This window comes from Rhodococcus sp. OS5 (assembly GCF_056837585.1).
On the sequence record NZ_CM166368.1, the window covers coordinates 2,978,795 to 2,994,988 of the forward strand.

Annotated in this window: 15 protein-coding genes; 13 read left to right on the top strand and 2 right to left on the bottom strand. The window is 63.0% G+C overall.

Going from position 1 to position 16,194, the window contains the following annotated elements:
* Nucleotides 1-23 precede the first annotated feature (23 nt).
* The 10 genes from ACVZUB_RS14100 (at nucleotide 24) to ACVZUB_RS14145 (ending at nucleotide 11,602) form a co-directional block, all read left to right on the top strand.
* Nucleotides 24-776, top strand: a complete 753-nt coding sequence (locus tag ACVZUB_RS14100; RefSeq protein ID WP_058038733.1) for a YebC/PmpR family DNA-binding transcriptional regulator — start codon at nucleotides 24-26, stop codon at nucleotides 774-776.
* Between the two features lie 123 nt (nucleotides 777-899).
* Nucleotides 900-1,469, top strand: a complete 570-nt coding sequence (gene ruvC, locus ACVZUB_RS14105) for a crossover junction endodeoxyribonuclease RuvC (RefSeq protein WP_003943325.1) — start codon at nucleotides 900-902, stop codon at nucleotides 1,467-1,469.
* Nucleotides 1,466-2,065 (top strand): Holliday junction branch migration protein RuvA, encoded by a 600-nt coding sequence (ruvA, locus tag ACVZUB_RS14110; RefSeq protein WP_007732953.1) that lies wholly within the window; start codon nucleotides 1,466-1,468, stop codon nucleotides 2,063-2,065. The genes ruvC and ruvA overlap by 4 nt, the downstream gene beginning before the upstream one ends.
* The gene (gene ruvB, locus ACVZUB_RS14115) at nucleotides 2,062-3,159 is read left to right on the top strand and encodes a Holliday junction branch migration DNA helicase RuvB (RefSeq protein WP_003943304.1); all 1,098 of its coding nucleotides are present in this window, start codon (nucleotides 2,062-2,064) and stop codon (nucleotides 3,157-3,159) included. The genes ruvA and ruvB overlap by 4 nt, the downstream gene beginning before the upstream one ends.
* 138 nt (nucleotides 3,160-3,297) lie before the next feature.
* Complete coding sequence (gene yajC / locus ACVZUB_RS14120; protein WP_003943339.1) at nucleotides 3,298-3,645, top strand: preprotein translocase subunit YajC; 348 nt, start codon at nucleotides 3,298-3,300, stop codon at nucleotides 3,643-3,645.
* A gap of 197 nt (nucleotides 3,646-3,842) precedes the next feature.
* The gene (gene secD, locus ACVZUB_RS14125; protein ID WP_007732956.1) at nucleotides 3,843-5,564 is read left to right on the top strand and encodes a protein translocase subunit SecD; all 1,722 of its coding nucleotides are present in this window, start codon (nucleotides 3,843-3,845) and stop codon (nucleotides 5,562-5,564) included.
* On the top strand, nucleotides 5,561-6,784 hold the full coding sequence (gene secF / locus ACVZUB_RS14130) for a protein translocase subunit SecF (RefSeq protein ID WP_482628494.1): 1,224 nt from the start codon (nucleotides 5,561-5,563) through the stop codon (nucleotides 6,782-6,784). Before secD ends, secF begins: the two co-directional genes overlap by 4 nt.
* 2 nt (nucleotides 6,785-6,786) lie before the next feature.
* Nucleotides 6,787-8,517 (top strand): ABC transporter substrate-binding protein, encoded by a 1,731-nt coding sequence (locus ACVZUB_RS14135; RefSeq protein ID WP_482628495.1) that lies wholly within the window; start codon nucleotides 6,787-6,789, stop codon nucleotides 8,515-8,517.
* Nucleotides 8,514-9,092: an adenine phosphoribosyltransferase gene (locus ACVZUB_RS14140; protein ID WP_165638376.1), complete on the top strand. Its 579-nt coding sequence runs from the start codon at nucleotides 8,514-8,516 to the stop codon at nucleotides 9,090-9,092. The genes ACVZUB_RS14135 and ACVZUB_RS14140 overlap by 4 nt, the downstream gene beginning before the upstream one ends.
* A 98-nt stretch (nucleotides 9,093-9,190) precedes the next feature.
* Complete coding sequence (locus ACVZUB_RS14145; RefSeq protein ID WP_003943344.1) at nucleotides 9,191-11,602, top strand: RelA/SpoT family protein; 2,412 nt, start codon at nucleotides 9,191-9,193, stop codon at nucleotides 11,600-11,602.
* Nucleotides 11,603-11,654: 52 nt separating this feature from the next.
* Here the strand turns inward: ACVZUB_RS14145 and ACVZUB_RS14150 are convergent, their stop codons facing one another.
* Together ACVZUB_RS14150 and ACVZUB_RS14155 are read right to left on the bottom strand one after the other, a co-directional pair.
* Complete coding sequence (locus tag ACVZUB_RS14150; protein ID WP_371748384.1) at nucleotides 11,655-12,467, bottom strand: peptidylprolyl isomerase; 813 nt, start codon at nucleotides 12,465-12,467, stop codon at nucleotides 11,655-11,657.
* Entirely contained in the window at nucleotides 12,467-13,348 is an 882-nt protein-coding gene (locus ACVZUB_RS14155) for a peptidylprolyl isomerase (protein ID WP_003943303.1), read from the bottom strand. Before ACVZUB_RS14155 ends, ACVZUB_RS14150 begins: the two co-directional genes overlap by 1 nt.
* 195 nt (nucleotides 13,349-13,543) lie before the next feature.
* Between ACVZUB_RS14155 and ACVZUB_RS14160 the strand changes: the two genes are divergently transcribed.
* The 3 genes from ACVZUB_RS14160 to ACVZUB_RS14170 are packed head-to-tail and all read left to right on the top strand — an operon-like array spanning nucleotide 13,544 to nucleotide 16,130.
* Nucleotides 13,544-14,224, top strand: coding sequence for an MBL fold metallo-hydrolase (locus ACVZUB_RS14160; RefSeq protein WP_007732970.1), 681 nt, complete (start codon nucleotides 13,544-13,546; stop codon nucleotides 14,222-14,224).
* A gap of 15 nt (nucleotides 14,225-14,239) precedes the next feature.
* The gene (gene hisS, locus ACVZUB_RS14165; protein WP_482628496.1) at nucleotides 14,240-15,511 is read left to right on the top strand and encodes a histidine--tRNA ligase; all 1,272 of its coding nucleotides are present in this window, start codon (nucleotides 14,240-14,242) and stop codon (nucleotides 15,509-15,511) included.
* Nucleotides 15,501-16,130, top strand: a complete 630-nt coding sequence (locus tag ACVZUB_RS14170) for a hypothetical protein (RefSeq protein WP_482628497.1) — start codon at nucleotides 15,501-15,503, stop codon at nucleotides 16,128-16,130. The genes hisS and ACVZUB_RS14170 overlap by 11 nt, the downstream gene beginning before the upstream one ends.
* Nucleotides 16,131-16,194: the final 64 nt, after the last annotated feature.

The following is a 16,194-nucleotide window of genomic DNA, read 5'->3' on the forward strand; positions in this document are numbered from 1 at the left end:
AGCAGGAAAGGGGCTTGAATCGCATGAGCGGCCACTCAAAATGGGCCACCACCAAGCACAAGAAGGCTGTGATCGACGCACGTCGTGGCAAATCCTTCGCGAAGCTGATCAAGAACATCGAGGTGGCGGCACGAACCGGCGGTGGCGATCCCACGGGCAACCCCACCTTGTACGACGCCATCCAGAAGGCGAAGAAGACGTCTGTTCCCAATGACAACATCGAGCGTGCGCGCAAGCGCGGCGCCGGTGAAGAAGCGGGCGGCGCAGACTGGCAGACCATCATGTACGAGGGCTACGGACCCAACGGCGTCGCCGTTCTGATCGAGTGCCTCACCGACAACCGCAACCGCGCAGCCGGTGAAGTTCGCACCGCGATGACCCGTAACGGTGGCAACCTCGCTGACCCGGGTTCCGTCTCCTACCTGTTTGCTCGCAAGGGTGTCGTCATGCTCGAGAAGAACGGCCAGTCGGAGGACGACGTCCTGATGGCTGTGCTCGACGCCGGTGCCGAGGAAGTCACCGATCTCGGTGAAACCTTCGAAATCGTCAGTGAGCCACAGGATCTGGTTGCCGTACGGTCGGCACTTCAGGAAGCCGGCATCGACTACGACTCCGCCGAAGCCGATTTTCGCGCTTCCGTCGAGGTTCCCTTGGATGTCGACGGCGCACGCAAGATCTTCAAGCTCGTCGACGCGCTCGAAGATTCTGACGACGTGCAGAACGTCTACACCAACATCGATCTGTCCGACGAGGTTCTCGCGGCGCTCGAAGACTGATTGCTTTCAACTCAACCCGGCCCTGACGTCCGCGTCCGGGCCGGGTTGCGTGTTGATGCGGGGTAGTAGTCCCGCGCACCGCTAAGCTATCGAACAGCTGTTCGGTATGGAGAGGTGTGACAAGTGCGCGTGCTCGGAGTGGACCCAGGCTTGACTCGCTGCGGGTTGGGAGTGGTCGACGGGAGCAACGGCAGGAAAGTGCGCCCCATTGCGGTCGACGTGGTGCGGACTCCGGCCGAGATGGACCTCGGTTCTCGGCTTCTGCGGATCTCCGATGCGGCTGAACTGTGGATCGAGCAGTACAAGCCGGAGGTGGTCGCGATCGAGCGCGTGTTCGCGCAGCACAACGTCAGTACCGCGATGGGGACGGCGCAAGCAGGCGGAGTTGTCGCGCTCGCTGCCGCCAGACGCGGCATTCCGGTGTGTTTCCACACGCCCAGCGAGGTGAAGGCCGCCGTCACCGGCAGCGGTAACGCCGACAAGGCGCAGGTCACTGCGATGGTGACGCGAATTCTGAATTTGAAGACGGCGCCGAAACCGGCTGACGCTGCCGACGCTCTGGCGCTGGCGATCTGTCACTGCTGGCGAGCACCGATGATCGAGCGGATGGCCCGCGCCGAGGCGATGGCCGCTGAACAAATGCGTAAGTATCAGGCAAAATTGGCCGAGACGAAGAAGGCAGGTTCACGATGATCGCGTCGGTACGCGGCGAGGTACTCGATATTGCGCTCGATCACGCGGTCATCGAAGCGTCAGGTGTCGGCTATCGGGTCAATGCCACCCCGGTGACTCTCGGTGCGCTGCACCGGGGAAGCGAAGCGCGACTGTTCACGACGATGATCGTTCGCGAAGACTCGATGACGCTGTACGGTTTTTCCGATACCGAGTCGAAGGACCTGTTCAGCCTCCTGCAGACGGTTTCCGGAGTCGGACCGCGCCTGGCGATGGCAACTCTCGCAGTTCTCGAACCGGACGCGCTGCGGCGGGCGCTCTCGGAAGGCAACCTGACGGCGTTGACGAGGGTGCCCGGTATCGGAAAACGCGGCGCCGAGCGCATGGTTGTCGAACTGCGTGACAAGGTCGACGCCGTCGCGACGACGGCCGGCGCGGCGTCCGGCGTCGTCGTCGGCAGCTCGATCCGTGATCAGATCGTCGAGGCTCTCGAAGGTCTGGGCTTCCCGATCAAGCAGGCTGAGCAGGCCACGGATTCGGTTCTGGCGGAATCGCCCGAGGCCACCACGTCGGTCGCACTGCGTTCCGCTCTGTCGCTGCTCGGTAAGACTCGATGAACTTCGACCCGATCGACGATTTCGACGACGAGTCGCAGGTCTCTGCCGAATTGGTGGCGGGAGACGGTGATGTCGAAGCGAGTCTGCGCCCCAAGAGTCTCGACGACTTCATCGGTCAACCTCGTGTTCGCGAACAACTGCAGCTCGTGCTCACCGGAGCAAAACTTCGTGGCAGCACGCCTGATCACATCCTGATGTCCGGTCCCCCCGGGCTCGGCAAGACGTCGATGGCGATGATCATCGCGGGGGAGTTGGGCTCTTCTCTGCGGTTGACGTCCGGACCGGCGCTCGAACGCGCCGGAGACCTGGCTGCGATGCTGAGCAACCTCGTCGAGGGCGACGTGTTGTTCATCGACGAGATTCACCGAATCGCTCGTCCGGCCGAGGAGATGTTGTACCTGGCCATGGAAGACTTCCGTGTCGACGTCGTCGTCGGTAAGGGGCCGGGCGCCACGTCGATTCCTCTGGAGGTTGCACCGTTCACGCTGGTCGGTGCGACTACGCGGTCGGGTGCGCTGACCGGTCCGTTGCGCGACCGCTTCGGGTTCACCGCTCACATGGATTTCTACGAACCCGAAGAGCTGCAACAGATTCTGATGCGTTCGGCCGGAATTCTGGGCGTCGATCTCGAAGTCGATGCCGGTGCCGAAATCGCACGACGCTCGCGGGGGACACCGCGTATCGCGAACCGATTGCTGCGCCGGGTTCGCGACTTCGCCGAGGTGCGCGCCGACGGAATCGTCACCATGGACGTCGCTCAGGCGGCCTTGGCCGTCTACGACGTGGACCAGTTGGGCTTGGACCGTCTCGACCGTTCGGTACTGAGTGCTTTGGTGCGTTCGTTCGGCGGCGGGCCCGTCGGCGTGTCGACGCTTGCGGTGGCCGTCGGCGAGGAACCGTCGACGGTGGAAGAAGTGTGCGAGCCGTTCCTGGTCCGGGCCGGAATGATCGCCCGGACGCCGCGAGGACGTGTGGCTACCGCCGCTGCCTGGACTCAACTCGGAATGACACCGCCGCCGGATGCCGCAGCGGGCGGTATCGAGGTTCGTGTCAACGAACCGCAGGCCACGTTGTTCGATCCGAACGGCGAGTGAATTTCGACTGGAAAGGCCTACTTGAACGGCCGATCTGTCAGGAATCCTCAGCAACTAATGGCACACTGGTGTATTGCGTAGGTCCATCCGGGACCATCGCGGCGTAAAACGTGCAACACAACCGAGGTTGATCAACACATGTCGAGTTTGCTTTTCCCCCTCTTGATCCTCGCACTGCTGGTGCCCATGTTCCTGGGCATGCGCAAGCAGAAGAAGGCCTTGGCCGCGACTTCCGAGATGCAGGACTCGCTGCAGGTCGGCGATCGGGTGCAGACCACGGCCGGGCTCTACGCCACGATCGCTTCCCTGGACGACGACACCGTGGACCTCGAGATCGCGGACGGTGTCATCACCACCTGGTCGCGTCTGGTCATCCGTGAGCGCGTCGTCGAGACGACCGAGACCGACGAGTATGACGACGACTCGATTTCCGAGATCGAAGAGTCTGCTGCCGACACCGAAATCCGGCTCACCAAGGAGTCCTGACTTCGTCGAACTGGTACGTGTTCTAGAGTTGTGAACTCGGACACACGTCCAGATCGGTTTGTCCGCTCTTACACCAGCAGCTCAGTTCGCCCCGTTGATCAATCGTTGCAGTTCGAACGCCGCAGCTCGGGTGGTCGTCGACCACCCGAGCCGTGCACTTACTGAAGCTCTGCACCTACCGAGGAGACTTAAAGATCGTGGCACCTTCCACCGGAACGGTGCATCCGGTCCGCTACCTGGCCCTTTTCGGGGTCCTGGTAGTGGCACTGTATGCCCTGGTGTTCTTCACTGGAGACAAGTCGGCCACGCCGAAGCTCGGCATCGACCTGCAGGGTGGAACGCGCGTCACGTTGACCGCTCGTACCCCGGACGGCAGCGCTCCCAGTCAGGACAGTCTCAAGCAGGCTCAGGAAATCATCGAGACCCGCGTCAACGGTCTCGGCGTTTCCGGTTCCGAGGTCGTTGTCGACGGTGACAACCTCGTCATCACCGTTCCCGGCGACGACAGTGCGCAGGCTCGCTCGCTCGGCCAGACCGCTCGTCTGTACATCCGCCCGGTGACGGGTTCGATCGACGTCGCCACCCGTGACGCGAATCGGACAGCTACGCCTGAGGCGCCGGCGGCCGAAACTCCGGCCACTGATGCACCGGCCCCCGAAGCACCCGCTGACGGGACGCAGACGCCGCAGAACCGTCCGTTCCTGGCTCAGGACCCGACTACTCCCGAGGCAACGCCCGCGCCGCAGACAACGACTCCGGCCCCCACCGGGGACGCGCCGAGCGACGGCACCGACGAAGGCGACGCAGCAGCAGCGGAAATCGCCGCAGCGCGCGCCCTCCGGCAGAGCAGCGATCCGACAGTGCAGCAGCAAGCAGTGGCGAACCTCGACTGCTCCGTCGCGGATCCGCTCCGTGGAAACGACGACCCGACCCTGCCGCTGGTCGCGTGCTCGCAAGACGGACTGAACATCTATCTCCTCGGTCCTTCGATCATCGACGGCCAGGAGATTGCCGACGCGTCTTCGGTCTTCAACTCGCAGCAGTCGCGCCACGAGATCAGCCTCTCGTTCAAGACGACCGGCAGCAACACCTGGGCCGAGTTCACTTCAGCCAACATCGGCAAGCAGGCAGCGTTCACGCTCGACTCGAAGGTCGTCAGCGCTCCCACGATTCAAGGTGCAACGCCTGCGGGTAGCGCCACCTCGATCACGGGCAGTTTCACTGCCGAGAGTGCCAAAGAACTTGCCAACACACTGAAGTACGGTTCGCTTCCGCTCTCGTTCGCAGCCTCTGAGGCCGAGACGGTCTCGGCCACGCTCGGCCTGGCCTCACTGCAGGCGGCATTGATCGCCGGCGCGGTCGGTCTCGTTCTCGTTCTGCTGTACTGCCTCGTCTACTACCGCATGCTCGGCGTCCTGACGGCGTTGTCGCTGATTCTCTCCGGAGTCATGGTCTACGCGATCATGGTTCTGCTCGGCAGATACATCGGCTTCACGCTCGACTTGGCCGGCATGGCTGGTCTGATCATCGGTATCGGTATGACCGCCGACTCGTTCGTCGTGTTCTTCGAACGCATCAAGGACGAAATGCGTGAGGGCCGTAGCTTCCGCTCGGCGGTGCCACGCGGTTGGGCAAGAGCACGCCGAACAATTCTTTCCGGCAACGCGGTGAGCTTCATCGCCGCTGCAGTTCTGTACGTGCTGGCGGTCGGACAGGTGCGAGGATTCGCCTTCACCTTGGGTCTGACGACCATTCTCGACGTGATTGTCGTGTTCCTCGTGACGTGGCCGCTGGTCAGCATGGCGTCCCGTTCGGCGTTCTGGTCCAAGCCCAGCGTCAACGGTCTCGGCGCAGTGCAAGAGGTTGCCCGCGAACGTAAGGTTGCCGCCGCTGCGTCGGCTAAGGAGACACGAGCATGAGCGAGTCCAACAACTCCCCGGTGGGGTCCACCAACAGTTCCGCCGCCGAGTCCGCCGATGCGGCGGCCCGGTCGGAGATCACTGACTCAGGCGTCGATCAGGGCGCGATGCCCAAGCACAGCTGGCTCTCGCGGTTGTACACCGGAACGGGTGCGTTCGAGGTCGTCGGCAAGCGTCGCTTCTACTACGGACTGACCGGCGCTCTGGTCGCCATTGCGCTGCTGAGCATCATCCTGCGCGGCTTCACCTTCGGTATCGATTTCGAAGGCGGATCACGCATTCAGTTCCCGGCCGAGGGCGGAGTCGAGACGTCGGCGGTGGAAACCGTCTACTCCGACACACTCGGGTTCGAACCGGTCAGCGTGCAGACAGTCGGCTCGGGTGCCAGCGCAACCGTGCAGATCCGGTCGGAGACGTTGAACGCGACGCAGATCAACGATCTTCAGTCGGCTCTCTTCGACGAGTTCCAGCCCAAGGACAAGAACGGGAACCCGTCGGCGCAAGCCATCAGTTTTGCGGACGTGAGTGAAACCTGGGGCGGCCAGATCACCAAGAAGGCGCTGATCGCGCTGATTGTGTTCCTGGTGATCGTGAGTATCTACATCGCCATCCGCTTCGAGCGGGACATGGCGGTAGCTGCGATCGTTGCGTTGTTCTTCGACATCATCGTCACTGCCGGCGTCTACTCGCTCGTCGGTTTCGAGGTGACGCCCGCGACGGTGATCGGTTTGCTTACCATTCTCGGCTTCTCGCTGTACGACACCGTGGTGGTGTTCGACAAGGTCGAAGAGAACACCCGCGGTGTTCTGCATCTGACGCGCCGGACGTACGGCGAGCAGGCCAACCTCGCGGTGAATCAGACCTTGATGCGATCGATCAACACGACCGTCATCAGTGTGCTCCCGGTGATCGCTCTGATGGTCGTCGCGGTCTGGATGCTCGGCGTCGGCACACTCAAGGACCTTGCGCTCGTTCAGCTCGTCGGCATCATCGTGGGTGCGTACTCCTCGATCTTCTTCGCGACGCCGCTCCTGGTGTCGATGAAGGAACGCTGGGGACCCGTTGCCGCGCACACTCGTAAGGTGCTCTCGCGCCGGGCTACGCTGGCCGAGAAGGGTACGCAGACGGTTGCCGTCGGCGCACCACTTGCACGCCGTGCGCCGGTTGCTCCGCAGCCGGGTGCGCGGCCGACCGGAAAGCGAAACAAGAAGGGGCACTGAACATGCTCCCAAGAACACGCACACTGGTTCGATCGATGACGTTCGTTGCGGCCACCGCTGTGGCTGCGGGTTCGTTGGCGGCCTGCTCGGAAAGCGCCGAGCAGGTTCCGTCCATCGGATATGCCATCGACAACTCCATCTCCACGTACAACGCCAACACGACAGCTGGATCGGTGTCCGGGGCGATGGCCGCGTTCGGCCGGGTGCTTCCCGGCTTCACGTTCACCGGCCCGGCCGGAGCACCTGTCTCCGACACCGACATCGGAACGGCGTCTGAGTTGCCCGGTGACGTGCTCACGGTCTCGTACAAGCTCAATCCGGCGTCCGTGTACTCCGACGGGATTCCGATGTCCTGTGACGATCTCGTCCTCACCTGGGCGGCGTCGAGTGGCAAGTTCACCGAAGACGTCGATGGTGCCGTGAAGCCCATGTTCGACACGGCGAACAATCTCGGATACGCGGACATCGACCGGATCGACTGCCAGAGCGGGGCGAAGGACGCGACGGTGTTCTTCAAACCCGGGCGATCGTTCACCGATTGGCGGTCGTTGTTCGGTGCGACTGCGTTGATGCCTTCACACGTCGTGACGCAGCGCACGGGTGTCAGCGACCTGGTGAGCGCGGTGAATGCCGGTGACACCGAAGCGTTGTCGAAGATCGCGGACTTCTGGAACACCGGGTGGAACCTGACTCCAGGTCAGGTGGACACCTCCGTACTGCCCTCCGCTGGTCCGTATCGAATCGACTCGTACAGTACCGACGACGGCCTGGTGCTGGTCGCGAACGAGCGGTGGTGGGGCAACAAGCCTGCGACCGATCGCATCGTCGTCTGGCCACGTGGTGTGAATCTGACCGAGGATCTCGACAAGAACTCGATCGAGGTAGTCGACGTCGCTTCCGGCTCGGCTGGCGAACTCGGTACTCCGTCCGGGTTCGACGTCCAACAGATTCCGTCGCGGTCGATCGAGCAGTTCGTTCTCGCGACCTCTGGTTCGCTGGGCGACGAAGCCGCCCGTCGAGCGTTCGCGCATTGTGTTCCGCGTACGACTCTGTTCGAGAAGTTCGGGCAGACGGAGAATGCGCCGCAGGCGGGTTTGGGTTCCGGCGTGGTCGATTCGCGACTGATGGCGCCGGATTCACTCGTTTACAGCGACGCCGCTGCGGTCGACGGTGATCGGTACGCCAATGCCGACATCGAGGCTGCGAAGACGTCGTTGTCGGAAGCCGACCTCGACCAGTTGACCGTCCGGGTCGGGTACCTCGCACCGGACCCGGTGCGGGCGCAGATCGTCTCCGAAGCGAAAGCCGCGTGTGCTCCGGCGGGAATCACGGTCGAGGACGCAAGTAGCGACAGCTTCGATCCTGCGAGTCTGCAGACTGGGGGAGTCGACGCCGTGCTTTCCGGTATGGCAGGCAAAGTCGGCGCAGACGGAACAGCGAGCATGATCGACGCGCGTGGAGCGCTGCGATCGGGCAACGGCGCAAACCTCGGTACGTACGGAAATGCCAGGATCGATCAGATCATCGATCAGTTGAACGTGGATGCGAGCACGAGTGCGCAATTGGGACTCTCGGTGGAGGCGGAGAACATCCTGTGGACCCAGGTGCCTACGATTCCACTGTTCAATCAACTACGAACTGTCGCTGTAGCTCCAGGCATGTCGGCAGTGTTGGTCAATCCGACTCGGGCCGCTACCGGCTGGAACATGGACAGATGGGTACTACGCAGATGAGCGTCTCGAATGGTGTTGCCTTGCACACGACTGAAGAATTGATCGCAATCCACCGGGCTGCCGGGGACGCCGTTGTTCGGCTGACCCGCTGGGCTGACAACTTTCCCGGTCCCGGTGTTCGGTTCGCCGATCTGACTCCGGTGTTCGCCGACGCCGAGGGGTTCGGGGCCGTGCTCGATGCCCTTGTCTCCTGTGCTCCGGACGCCGACACGATCGCCGCCGTCGATGCTCGTGGATTCCTGCTCGGTGCCGGTGCGGCCGCGAAGATGGGTGCGGGAGTCGTTGCCGTGCGGAAGGTCGGCAAACTGCCGCCGCCGGTGCTCTCTCGTTCGTACAGCCTCGAGTACGGATCCTCGACTCTCGAGATTCCCGCAAACGGCTTCGATCTCACCGGGCGGAATGTTCTGGTGATCGACGACGTTCTGGCTACCGGAGGGACACTCGAGGCGGCTGTACAGTTGGTCGAGTTGGGTGGAGCGAACGTCGTCGGCGTCGCAGTGGTGCTCGAGATCGAGGAACTGCGCGGTCGAGATCGCTTCTTGAAGTACCCACTGACATCACTGGTGAAGGTCTGAGTATTAAAGTTGTCTCCTGGGGGTCGAGTTAGACCTCCAGGGCAATTACCCGATGCAGGGCGGTTGCCTCAACCAACTCGGTGGTAGGAGGTGGCGACATGACGTCGAATCTTGATCGATCACAGAACTCGGGTGCAGTGTCGCAGGAGACGGGTGCAGTTCCGGCTCCGGAGACGACACCATCGAAGTCCGCGGTGCCCGACGATTCGGGATCTGCGCAAACTACCGGCAATCGGGGTGGGCAGAATCTGGCCGTGCCCGCTTCCGCCTCCCGTAGGGTGCGCGCTCGGCTTGCTCGACGCATCACCGGTCAGCGCAACGCCACCATCCGCCCGGTGCTCGAGCCGTTGGTCAGCCTCCACCGTGAGCTGTATCCGAAGGCCGACCTCGCGCTGCTCCAGCGTGCGTACGACGTCGCCGAGGACAGACATTCGAGCCAGCGGCGCAAGTCCGGCGATCCGTACATCACGCATCCGTTGGCCGTCGCAAGCATTCTGGCCGAGTTGGGTATGGACACCACCACCCTCGTCGCAGCCCTTCTGCACGACACCGTCGAGGACACCGGTTACTCACTCGAAGAGTTGACCAAGGACTTCGGTGACGAGGTCGCTCATCTCGTCGACGGAGTCACCAAACTCGACAAGGTCGTTCTGGGCACCGCAGCCGAGGGCGAAACCATCCGCAAGATGATCATCGCGATGGCGCGGGACCCGCGCGTGCTCGTGATCAAGGTTGCGGATCGTCTGCACAACATGCGCACGATGCGATTCCTGCCGCCCGAAAAGCAGGCACGTAAGGCGCGTGAGACTCTCGAAGTCATTGCACCACTTGCGCATCGGCTCGGAATGGCGACCGTCAAGTGGGAACTCGAGGACCTTTCGTTCGCGATCCTGCACCCGAAGAAGTACGACGAGATCGTTCGACTGGTCGCCGATCGCGCGCCCTCTCGAGACACTTATCTGGCCAAGGTTCGCGCCGAGATCAACTCGACTCTGTCCGCCTCGCGGATCAATGCCATCGTCGAGGGCCGGCCCAAGCACTACTGGTCGATCTACCAGAAGATGATCGTCAAGGGCCGCGATTTCGACGACATCCACGATCTGGTCGGCGTGCGCATTCTGTGCGAAGAGGTGCGTGACTGTTACGCCGCGGTCGGTGTTGTCCACTCGCTGTGGCAGCCGATGGCCGGACGCTTCAAGGACTACATCGCACAGCCGCGCTACGGCGTCTACCAGTCGCTGCACACCACCGTCGTGGGACCGGAAGGCAAGCCCCTGGAGGTCCAGATCCGGACCCAGGACATGCACCGGACCGCGGAGTTCGGTATCGCCGCGCACTGGCGGTACAAGGAGACCAAGGGCAAGCACGCGGGCGACATCGCCGAGGTCGACGACATGGCGTGGATGCGTCAGCTACTCGACTGGCAACGTGAAGCGGCCGATCCGGGGGAGTTCCTCGAATCGTTGCGTTACGACCTCGCGGTCAAGGAGATCTTCGTCTTCACGCCGAAGGGCGACGTCATCACGTTGCCTGCCGGATCGACCCCCGTCGATTTCGCGTATGCGGTGCACACCGAGGTCGGGCACCGATGCATCGGTGCCAGGGTCAACGGCCGACTGGTCGCGCTGGAACGAACTCTCGAAAACGGCGAAGTGGTGGAGGTCTTCACGTCGAAGGCTGCCACCGCCGGGCCGAGCCGTGATTGGCAGACGTTTGTCGTCTCGCCGCGTGCCAAGGCGAAGATCCGTCAGTGGTTCGCGAAGGAACGCCGCGAGGAGGCGCTCGAGTCCGGCAAGGATCAGATCGCGAAGGAGGTCCGCCGTGTGGGACTTCCGTTGCAGCGGTTGATGAATGCCGAATCGATGAGCACGATCGCGCACGAACTTCGCTATCCCGACGTCTCGGCGTTGTACACGGCCGTAGGCGAGAGTCAGGTGTCGGCGCACCACGTCGTGCAGCGACTGGTTGCTCATCTGGGCGGCGTCGGCGCCGTCGAGGAGGAACTGGCCGAGCGTTCGACGCCGTCGACCATGCCGGTGCGCACCCGCAGTACGGGTGACTCCGGAATTCTGGTTCCCGGAGCACCGGGCACGGTGGCAAAACTCGCGAAGTGTTGCACGCCGGTACCGGGCGATTCGATTCTGGGCTTCGTCACGCGTGGCGGCGCGGTCAGCGTGCACCGTACCGACTGCACCAACGCCAACTCGCTCCACGATCAATCGGAGCGAATCATCGACGTCGAATGGGCACCGTCAGCGACATCGGTGTTCCTGGTCGCGATCCAGATTGAGGCGCTCGATCGTCATCGGTTGCTTTCCGACGTCACCAAGGCGTTGGCCGACGAGAAGGTGAACATCCTGTCGGCCTCGGTCACCACCTCAGGTGACCGAGTGGCGATCAGCAAGTTCACCTTCGAGATGGGTGACCCGAAGCACTTGGGTCATGTTCTCAACGTGGTTCGTAACGTGGAAGGCGTCTACGACGTCTACCGCGTGACCTCTGCTTCGTAAAATGCTGTGCGCCTTTATTAACCGCGGGCGGTTAATAAAGGCGCACAGGGGGTCAGGCGACTACTGCAGTCTCGATGGTGATCGGGGTGTTGGGTGCACCGCCGCCGGTTGCTCCCATGCCACCGTCGTCGCCGTCGGCCGCGATCTTCTCGATCGTCGCCAGGCCGGCGTCGTCGATCTTTCCGAAGACCGTGTAGTTGGGCGGCAAGACCGAATCCTCGTAGACGAGGAAGAACTGACTGCCGTTGCTGCCCGGTTTACCCGAGTTGGCCATTGCCAGCGTGCCGCGGGGGTAGACGGCAGGCAAGGAGAGTGCCGGATCGTTAGCCGGGTAGGCAGTGGTCGGGTACTCGTTGTCGAAGCCATAGCCCGGTCCGCCCGTGCCCTTGCCCGAGGGATCGCCGCACTGCAGGATCTGTAGACCGGGTGTGGTGACGAGTCGATGGCACGGGGTGTCGTCGAAGTACTTCTGCTCGGTCAAGCTCACGATGCTGTTGACCGTGCAGGGGGCTTCCGCCCGGTTCAGTTCCATCCCGATCGGGCCGGCCGTAGTCGTGAGCGCGACGTTGACGGTTCCCTCGGTGGACACACCCGTGGAGTTCGGCGGATTGACGGTTTTTGCTGCACCCGCCGCGCTCGGGTACGAGCAGTCGACGGTCGCCGAGGCCGGAGTCGGGACAGGCGGGAGTGCGTCGAACTGTGACATGTCGAGCGGCGGCATGTCAGCCGTTGTCGTCTTCGCCTTGGAGGTGCTGGACGGCGAGTCCGAGCTACCGGAATCACTGGAACAACCAGCCAGAAGCAGCGCCGCGGCGCTTGCGGCGGCAATAACTACAGGAAAGCGCATCACAGGTTTACGTCGCATCAGTCGAGCCTTACTGTCTTGATGTCGGTGGTCAGATTCGGCTTGCCGTCACCCTCTGGCGTCGATCCGCCGGCCGCGACCTTGTCCAAAGTGGCGAGCCCGGTTTCGTCGATCGTGCCGAAAACCGTGTACTGCGGGGGGAGTTGTGAGTCGCCGTAGACGAGGAAGAACTGGCTGCCGTTGCTACCGGGTGCCCCGGTGTTGGCCATCGCAACCGTGCCGCGCGCGTAGGTGACGGGCTCCTGCGCTGCCGGGTCGGTGGTGGAATACGCCGTGGTGGGGAATTCGTTGTCGAAGCCGTAGCCCGGTCCGCCGGTGCCGGTGCCGGACGGGTCACCGCACTGCAGCACCTGGAGCGAGGGGCTCGTCGTCATGCGGTGGCAGGTGGTGTCGTTGAAGTAGTCCTGCTGCGCCAAGCTCACGAAGCTGTTGACCGTGCACGGAGACTTCGTTCCGTCGAGTGTGAGCCCGATGTTTCCCTGCGAGGTCTCGACGCTGATGCTCGGCGTCGCGTCCGGCGCGGTGGTGGGAATCCCGTCGGTACGAGGAGGGTTGTTGGCCTTGGACGCGGTAGCGCCGTCGGCTGGATACGAGCAGGAAACCGTGTCGGCCAGTGGCGTCGACAGACCGGCCGGCATTGCACCCGCGGTTTGTGGCGTGAGGCTCGAGTCGTCGGCAGCAGTGTTGGTGGTGTTCGCGTCGTCGTCACTGCGATTGCTCAGCCAGATGAGTCCACCGACGACGCCGACTACGACGACCACGCCGAGCGCAGTTCCGGCTATCGTCATCTGCTTGCGCTTGCGGGCACGTTCTGCGCGACGTTCGAGCTGACGCTCGAGCTTGCGTTTCGCCGCCTCGCGGCGTTGCTCGTTACTCGGCACTGCTGTAGTCCTCCGTATCGCGGGTGGATCGTGGTCGGCCGGCCGAGCGACACCCTGGGGGTCGGCTTCGGCAAGCGGCTCTACTCGTCGTCAGAGTCTCCCATTGCAACCTGAGAACTTACTGGCGGGGCAGCAGCTTAGGCTGTAACCGACAGCGTGTTGTTCGTTTCCACCCTTCGAAGAGGAGTTGCCCCCGTGCTCGTCACTGGTTTTCCGGCCGGGATGTTCCAAACCAACTGCTACATACTCGCTCAGGACGACGCGTGCGAGTGCGTAGTCGTAGATCCGGGTCAGGATGCAGCTGAGCCGCTCTTCGAATATCTGGACTCCAAGGACATGTCGGTCACGGCGGTCCTCCTGACGCACGGTCATCTCGATCACGTGTGGTCGGCCCGCGAGGTCTGTGAGCGGTATTCCGTACCCGCGTACATCCATCCCGAGGATCGCTACATGCTCAGCGATCCGGCACGGGGGATCGGCCCGACGATGAAGGAATTCATTCAAGGCATGACGTTCGTGGAGCCGGACGAGGTGATCGAACTGGCCGACGGAGACAAGATCACCGAGGCCGGAATGACGTTCGTCGTGGACCACACACCCGGGCACACGCAGGGATCGGTGGTGTTCCGCACCCAGGCGAACACCGAGAGCGGGCCCGTGGATTTGGCGTTCACCGGTGACACCCTGTTCCAGGGTTCCATCGGGCGCAGCGACCTGCCCGGCGGAAATCACGAGCAGTTGCTCGCTTCGATCGCCCGCAAGCTATTGGTACTCGGTGACGAGACAGTGGTCCTGCCCGGGCATGGCGGAAACAGTTCGATCGGCGCCGAGCGAAGCTCGAATCCGTTTCTCGTTGGACTCAGCGCACAAGAATAAGGAAAAGTACCTCTCGTGAGTAAAGCCAGCACCTTCTCTGCACCCAAGGGCATTCCGGACTACGTTCCGCCGCAGTCAGCCGAATTCGTCGCCGTTCGTGACGGTTTGACGCGCGCCGCGAGGTTGGCCGGATACGGCCACATCGAATTGCCGATCTTCGAGGACACCGGCCTGTTCGCTCGCGGTGTCGGTGAGTCGACCGACGTCGTCAGCAAAGAGATGTACACATTCGCCGACCGCGGTGACCGTTCGGTGACGTTGCGTCCCGAGGGAACCGCCGGAGTCATGCGTGCGGTCATCGAGCACAGCCTCGATCGTGGACAGTTGCCGGTCAAGGTCAGTTACGCGGGCCCGTTCTTCCGCTACGAGCGCCCGCAGGCCGGTCGCTACCGCCAGTTGCAGCAGGTCGGCGTAGAAGCCATCGGGATCGACGACCCCGCGCTCGACGCTGAGGTCATCGCGATCGCCGACGCCGGATTCCGGTCGTTGGGGCTCGACGGCTTCCGCCTCGAAATCACCTCTCTCGGTGACGACACCTGCCGGCCGCAGTATCGCGAACTGCTGCAGGAGTTTCTCTTTGCACTCCCACTCGACGAAGACACGCGTCGACGCGCCGAGATCAACCCGCTCCGCGTGCTCGACGACAAGCGCCCAGATGTACGCGAGATGACGGCCGGCGCACCGCTCATGCTCGATCACCTGTCCGAGAGCTGCAAGGCGCACTTCGACGAGGTGCTAGCGCACCTGGACGCATTGGGCGTTCCGTACGTCGTCAACCCGCGCATGGTCCGCGGCCTCGACTACTACACCAAGACAACCTTCGAATTCGTGCACGACGGACTGGGTGCGCAGTCCGGAATCGGTGGTGGTGGTCGTTACGACGGTCTGATGGAACAGCTGGGTGGACAGCCGCTCTCGGGCATCGGGTTCGGAATCGGCGTCGACCGCACGGTTCTCGCGCTCGAGGCCGAGGGCAAGTCCGTTGGGCCACCGGCGCGTGTCGACGTCTTCTGTGTACCGATGGGTGTCGAGGCGAAGGCTGCACTGGTGAAGATCGCACATCAGTTGCGTGCCAATGGGATTCGCGTCGACCTGGCGTACGGAAACCGTGGCGTGAAGGGCTCGATGAAGGCAGCTGATCGTTCGGGTGCCGCGATCGCTTTGGTTCTCGGCGAGCGTGAACTCGAAGAGGGCGTTGTCGTTGTCAAACAGTTGGCAACAGGTGAGCAGGAGACAGTGGCGCTCGACCAGGTTGTCGACAAGCTCGGGGAACTCGTTGAGCACTGAGGCCGAACCGGTTTCGCTCGATCTGGTTCCCGTGGCGTTGATCGCGCCGCGGCTGAAGAAATTCGCCGTTGTTGTCGTGGTGTTCGGCGTGGTCGTCGGGTTGATCGTCAGTGTGTTCTCGACGGCGACCGTTGGAGTGATCGTCGGCGCCGTCATCGCGGTGCCGACGTCACTGGCGATCCTGATGACGCTGCGCCGGCACATCACGTTGTACGGCAACAGAGTTCGTGCGCAAGCTGGTTTTCGAACCAACGTCGTCGACGTGGCCGAGGTACTCACGGCGGCATTGACGGTGAGGTCCGGCCGGATCAGCGAACTCAGCTTGACGCTCGGCGACGGACGGTCCACCGTGCGGATCCCGCTCGCGCTGTATACCGCGGGGGGTGGGCGCGAGTTGGAGATCCTTGCACTCCGCAAGCTCGCGGACGCGCTGGCGGCCAGCGAGTTGGTACCGGCTGCCGCGTTGTCCTCGGTGCTGATCGAACAGTTGCGTGCCGAAGCCCGCGGCGCCGGACTCGCCGAGCGTCCGCTCTACCGCGCCGTCGAACTCGTGACGGCGGAGGGACGAGTGCCGAGAACCACACTGACAGACCACGAAGTGGCCGGTTTACTCGACTAGCGTGGAAACCGTTCTTACAGCGTTGTAGAACGGACAGTCGTGAAAACGGCAGGTGAGGAGTCGG

Coding starts and splice junctions, on each gene's coding strand:
- ruvA (WP_007732953.1), top strand. CDS start 1,466: ATGATCGCGTCGGTACGCGGCGAGGTACTCGATATTGCGCTCGATCAC.
- ACVZUB_RS14140 (WP_165638376.1), top strand. CDS start 8,514: ATGAGCGTCTCGAATGGTGTTGCCTTGCACACGACTGAAGAATTGATC.
- secF (WP_482628494.1), top strand. CDS start 5,561: ATGAGCGAGTCCAACAACTCCCCGGTGGGGTCCACCAACAGTTCCGCC.
- ruvB (WP_003943304.1), top strand. CDS start 2,062: ATGAACTTCGACCCGATCGACGATTTCGACGACGAGTCGCAGGTCTCT.
- ACVZUB_RS14150 (WP_371748384.1), bottom strand. CDS start 12,467: ATGCGACGTAAACCTGTGATGCGCTTTCCTGTAGTTATTGCCGCCGCA.
- ACVZUB_RS14100 (WP_058038733.1), top strand. CDS start 24: ATGAGCGGCCACTCAAAATGGGCCACCACCAAGCACAAGAAGGCTGTG.
- ACVZUB_RS14135 (WP_482628495.1), top strand. CDS start 6,787: ATGCTCCCAAGAACACGCACACTGGTTCGATCGATGACGTTCGTTGCG.
- yajC (WP_003943339.1), top strand. CDS start 3,298: ATGTCGAGTTTGCTTTTCCCCCTCTTGATCCTCGCACTGCTGGTGCCC.
- ACVZUB_RS14145 (WP_003943344.1), top strand. CDS start 9,191: ATGACGTCGAATCTTGATCGATCACAGAACTCGGGTGCAGTGTCGCAG.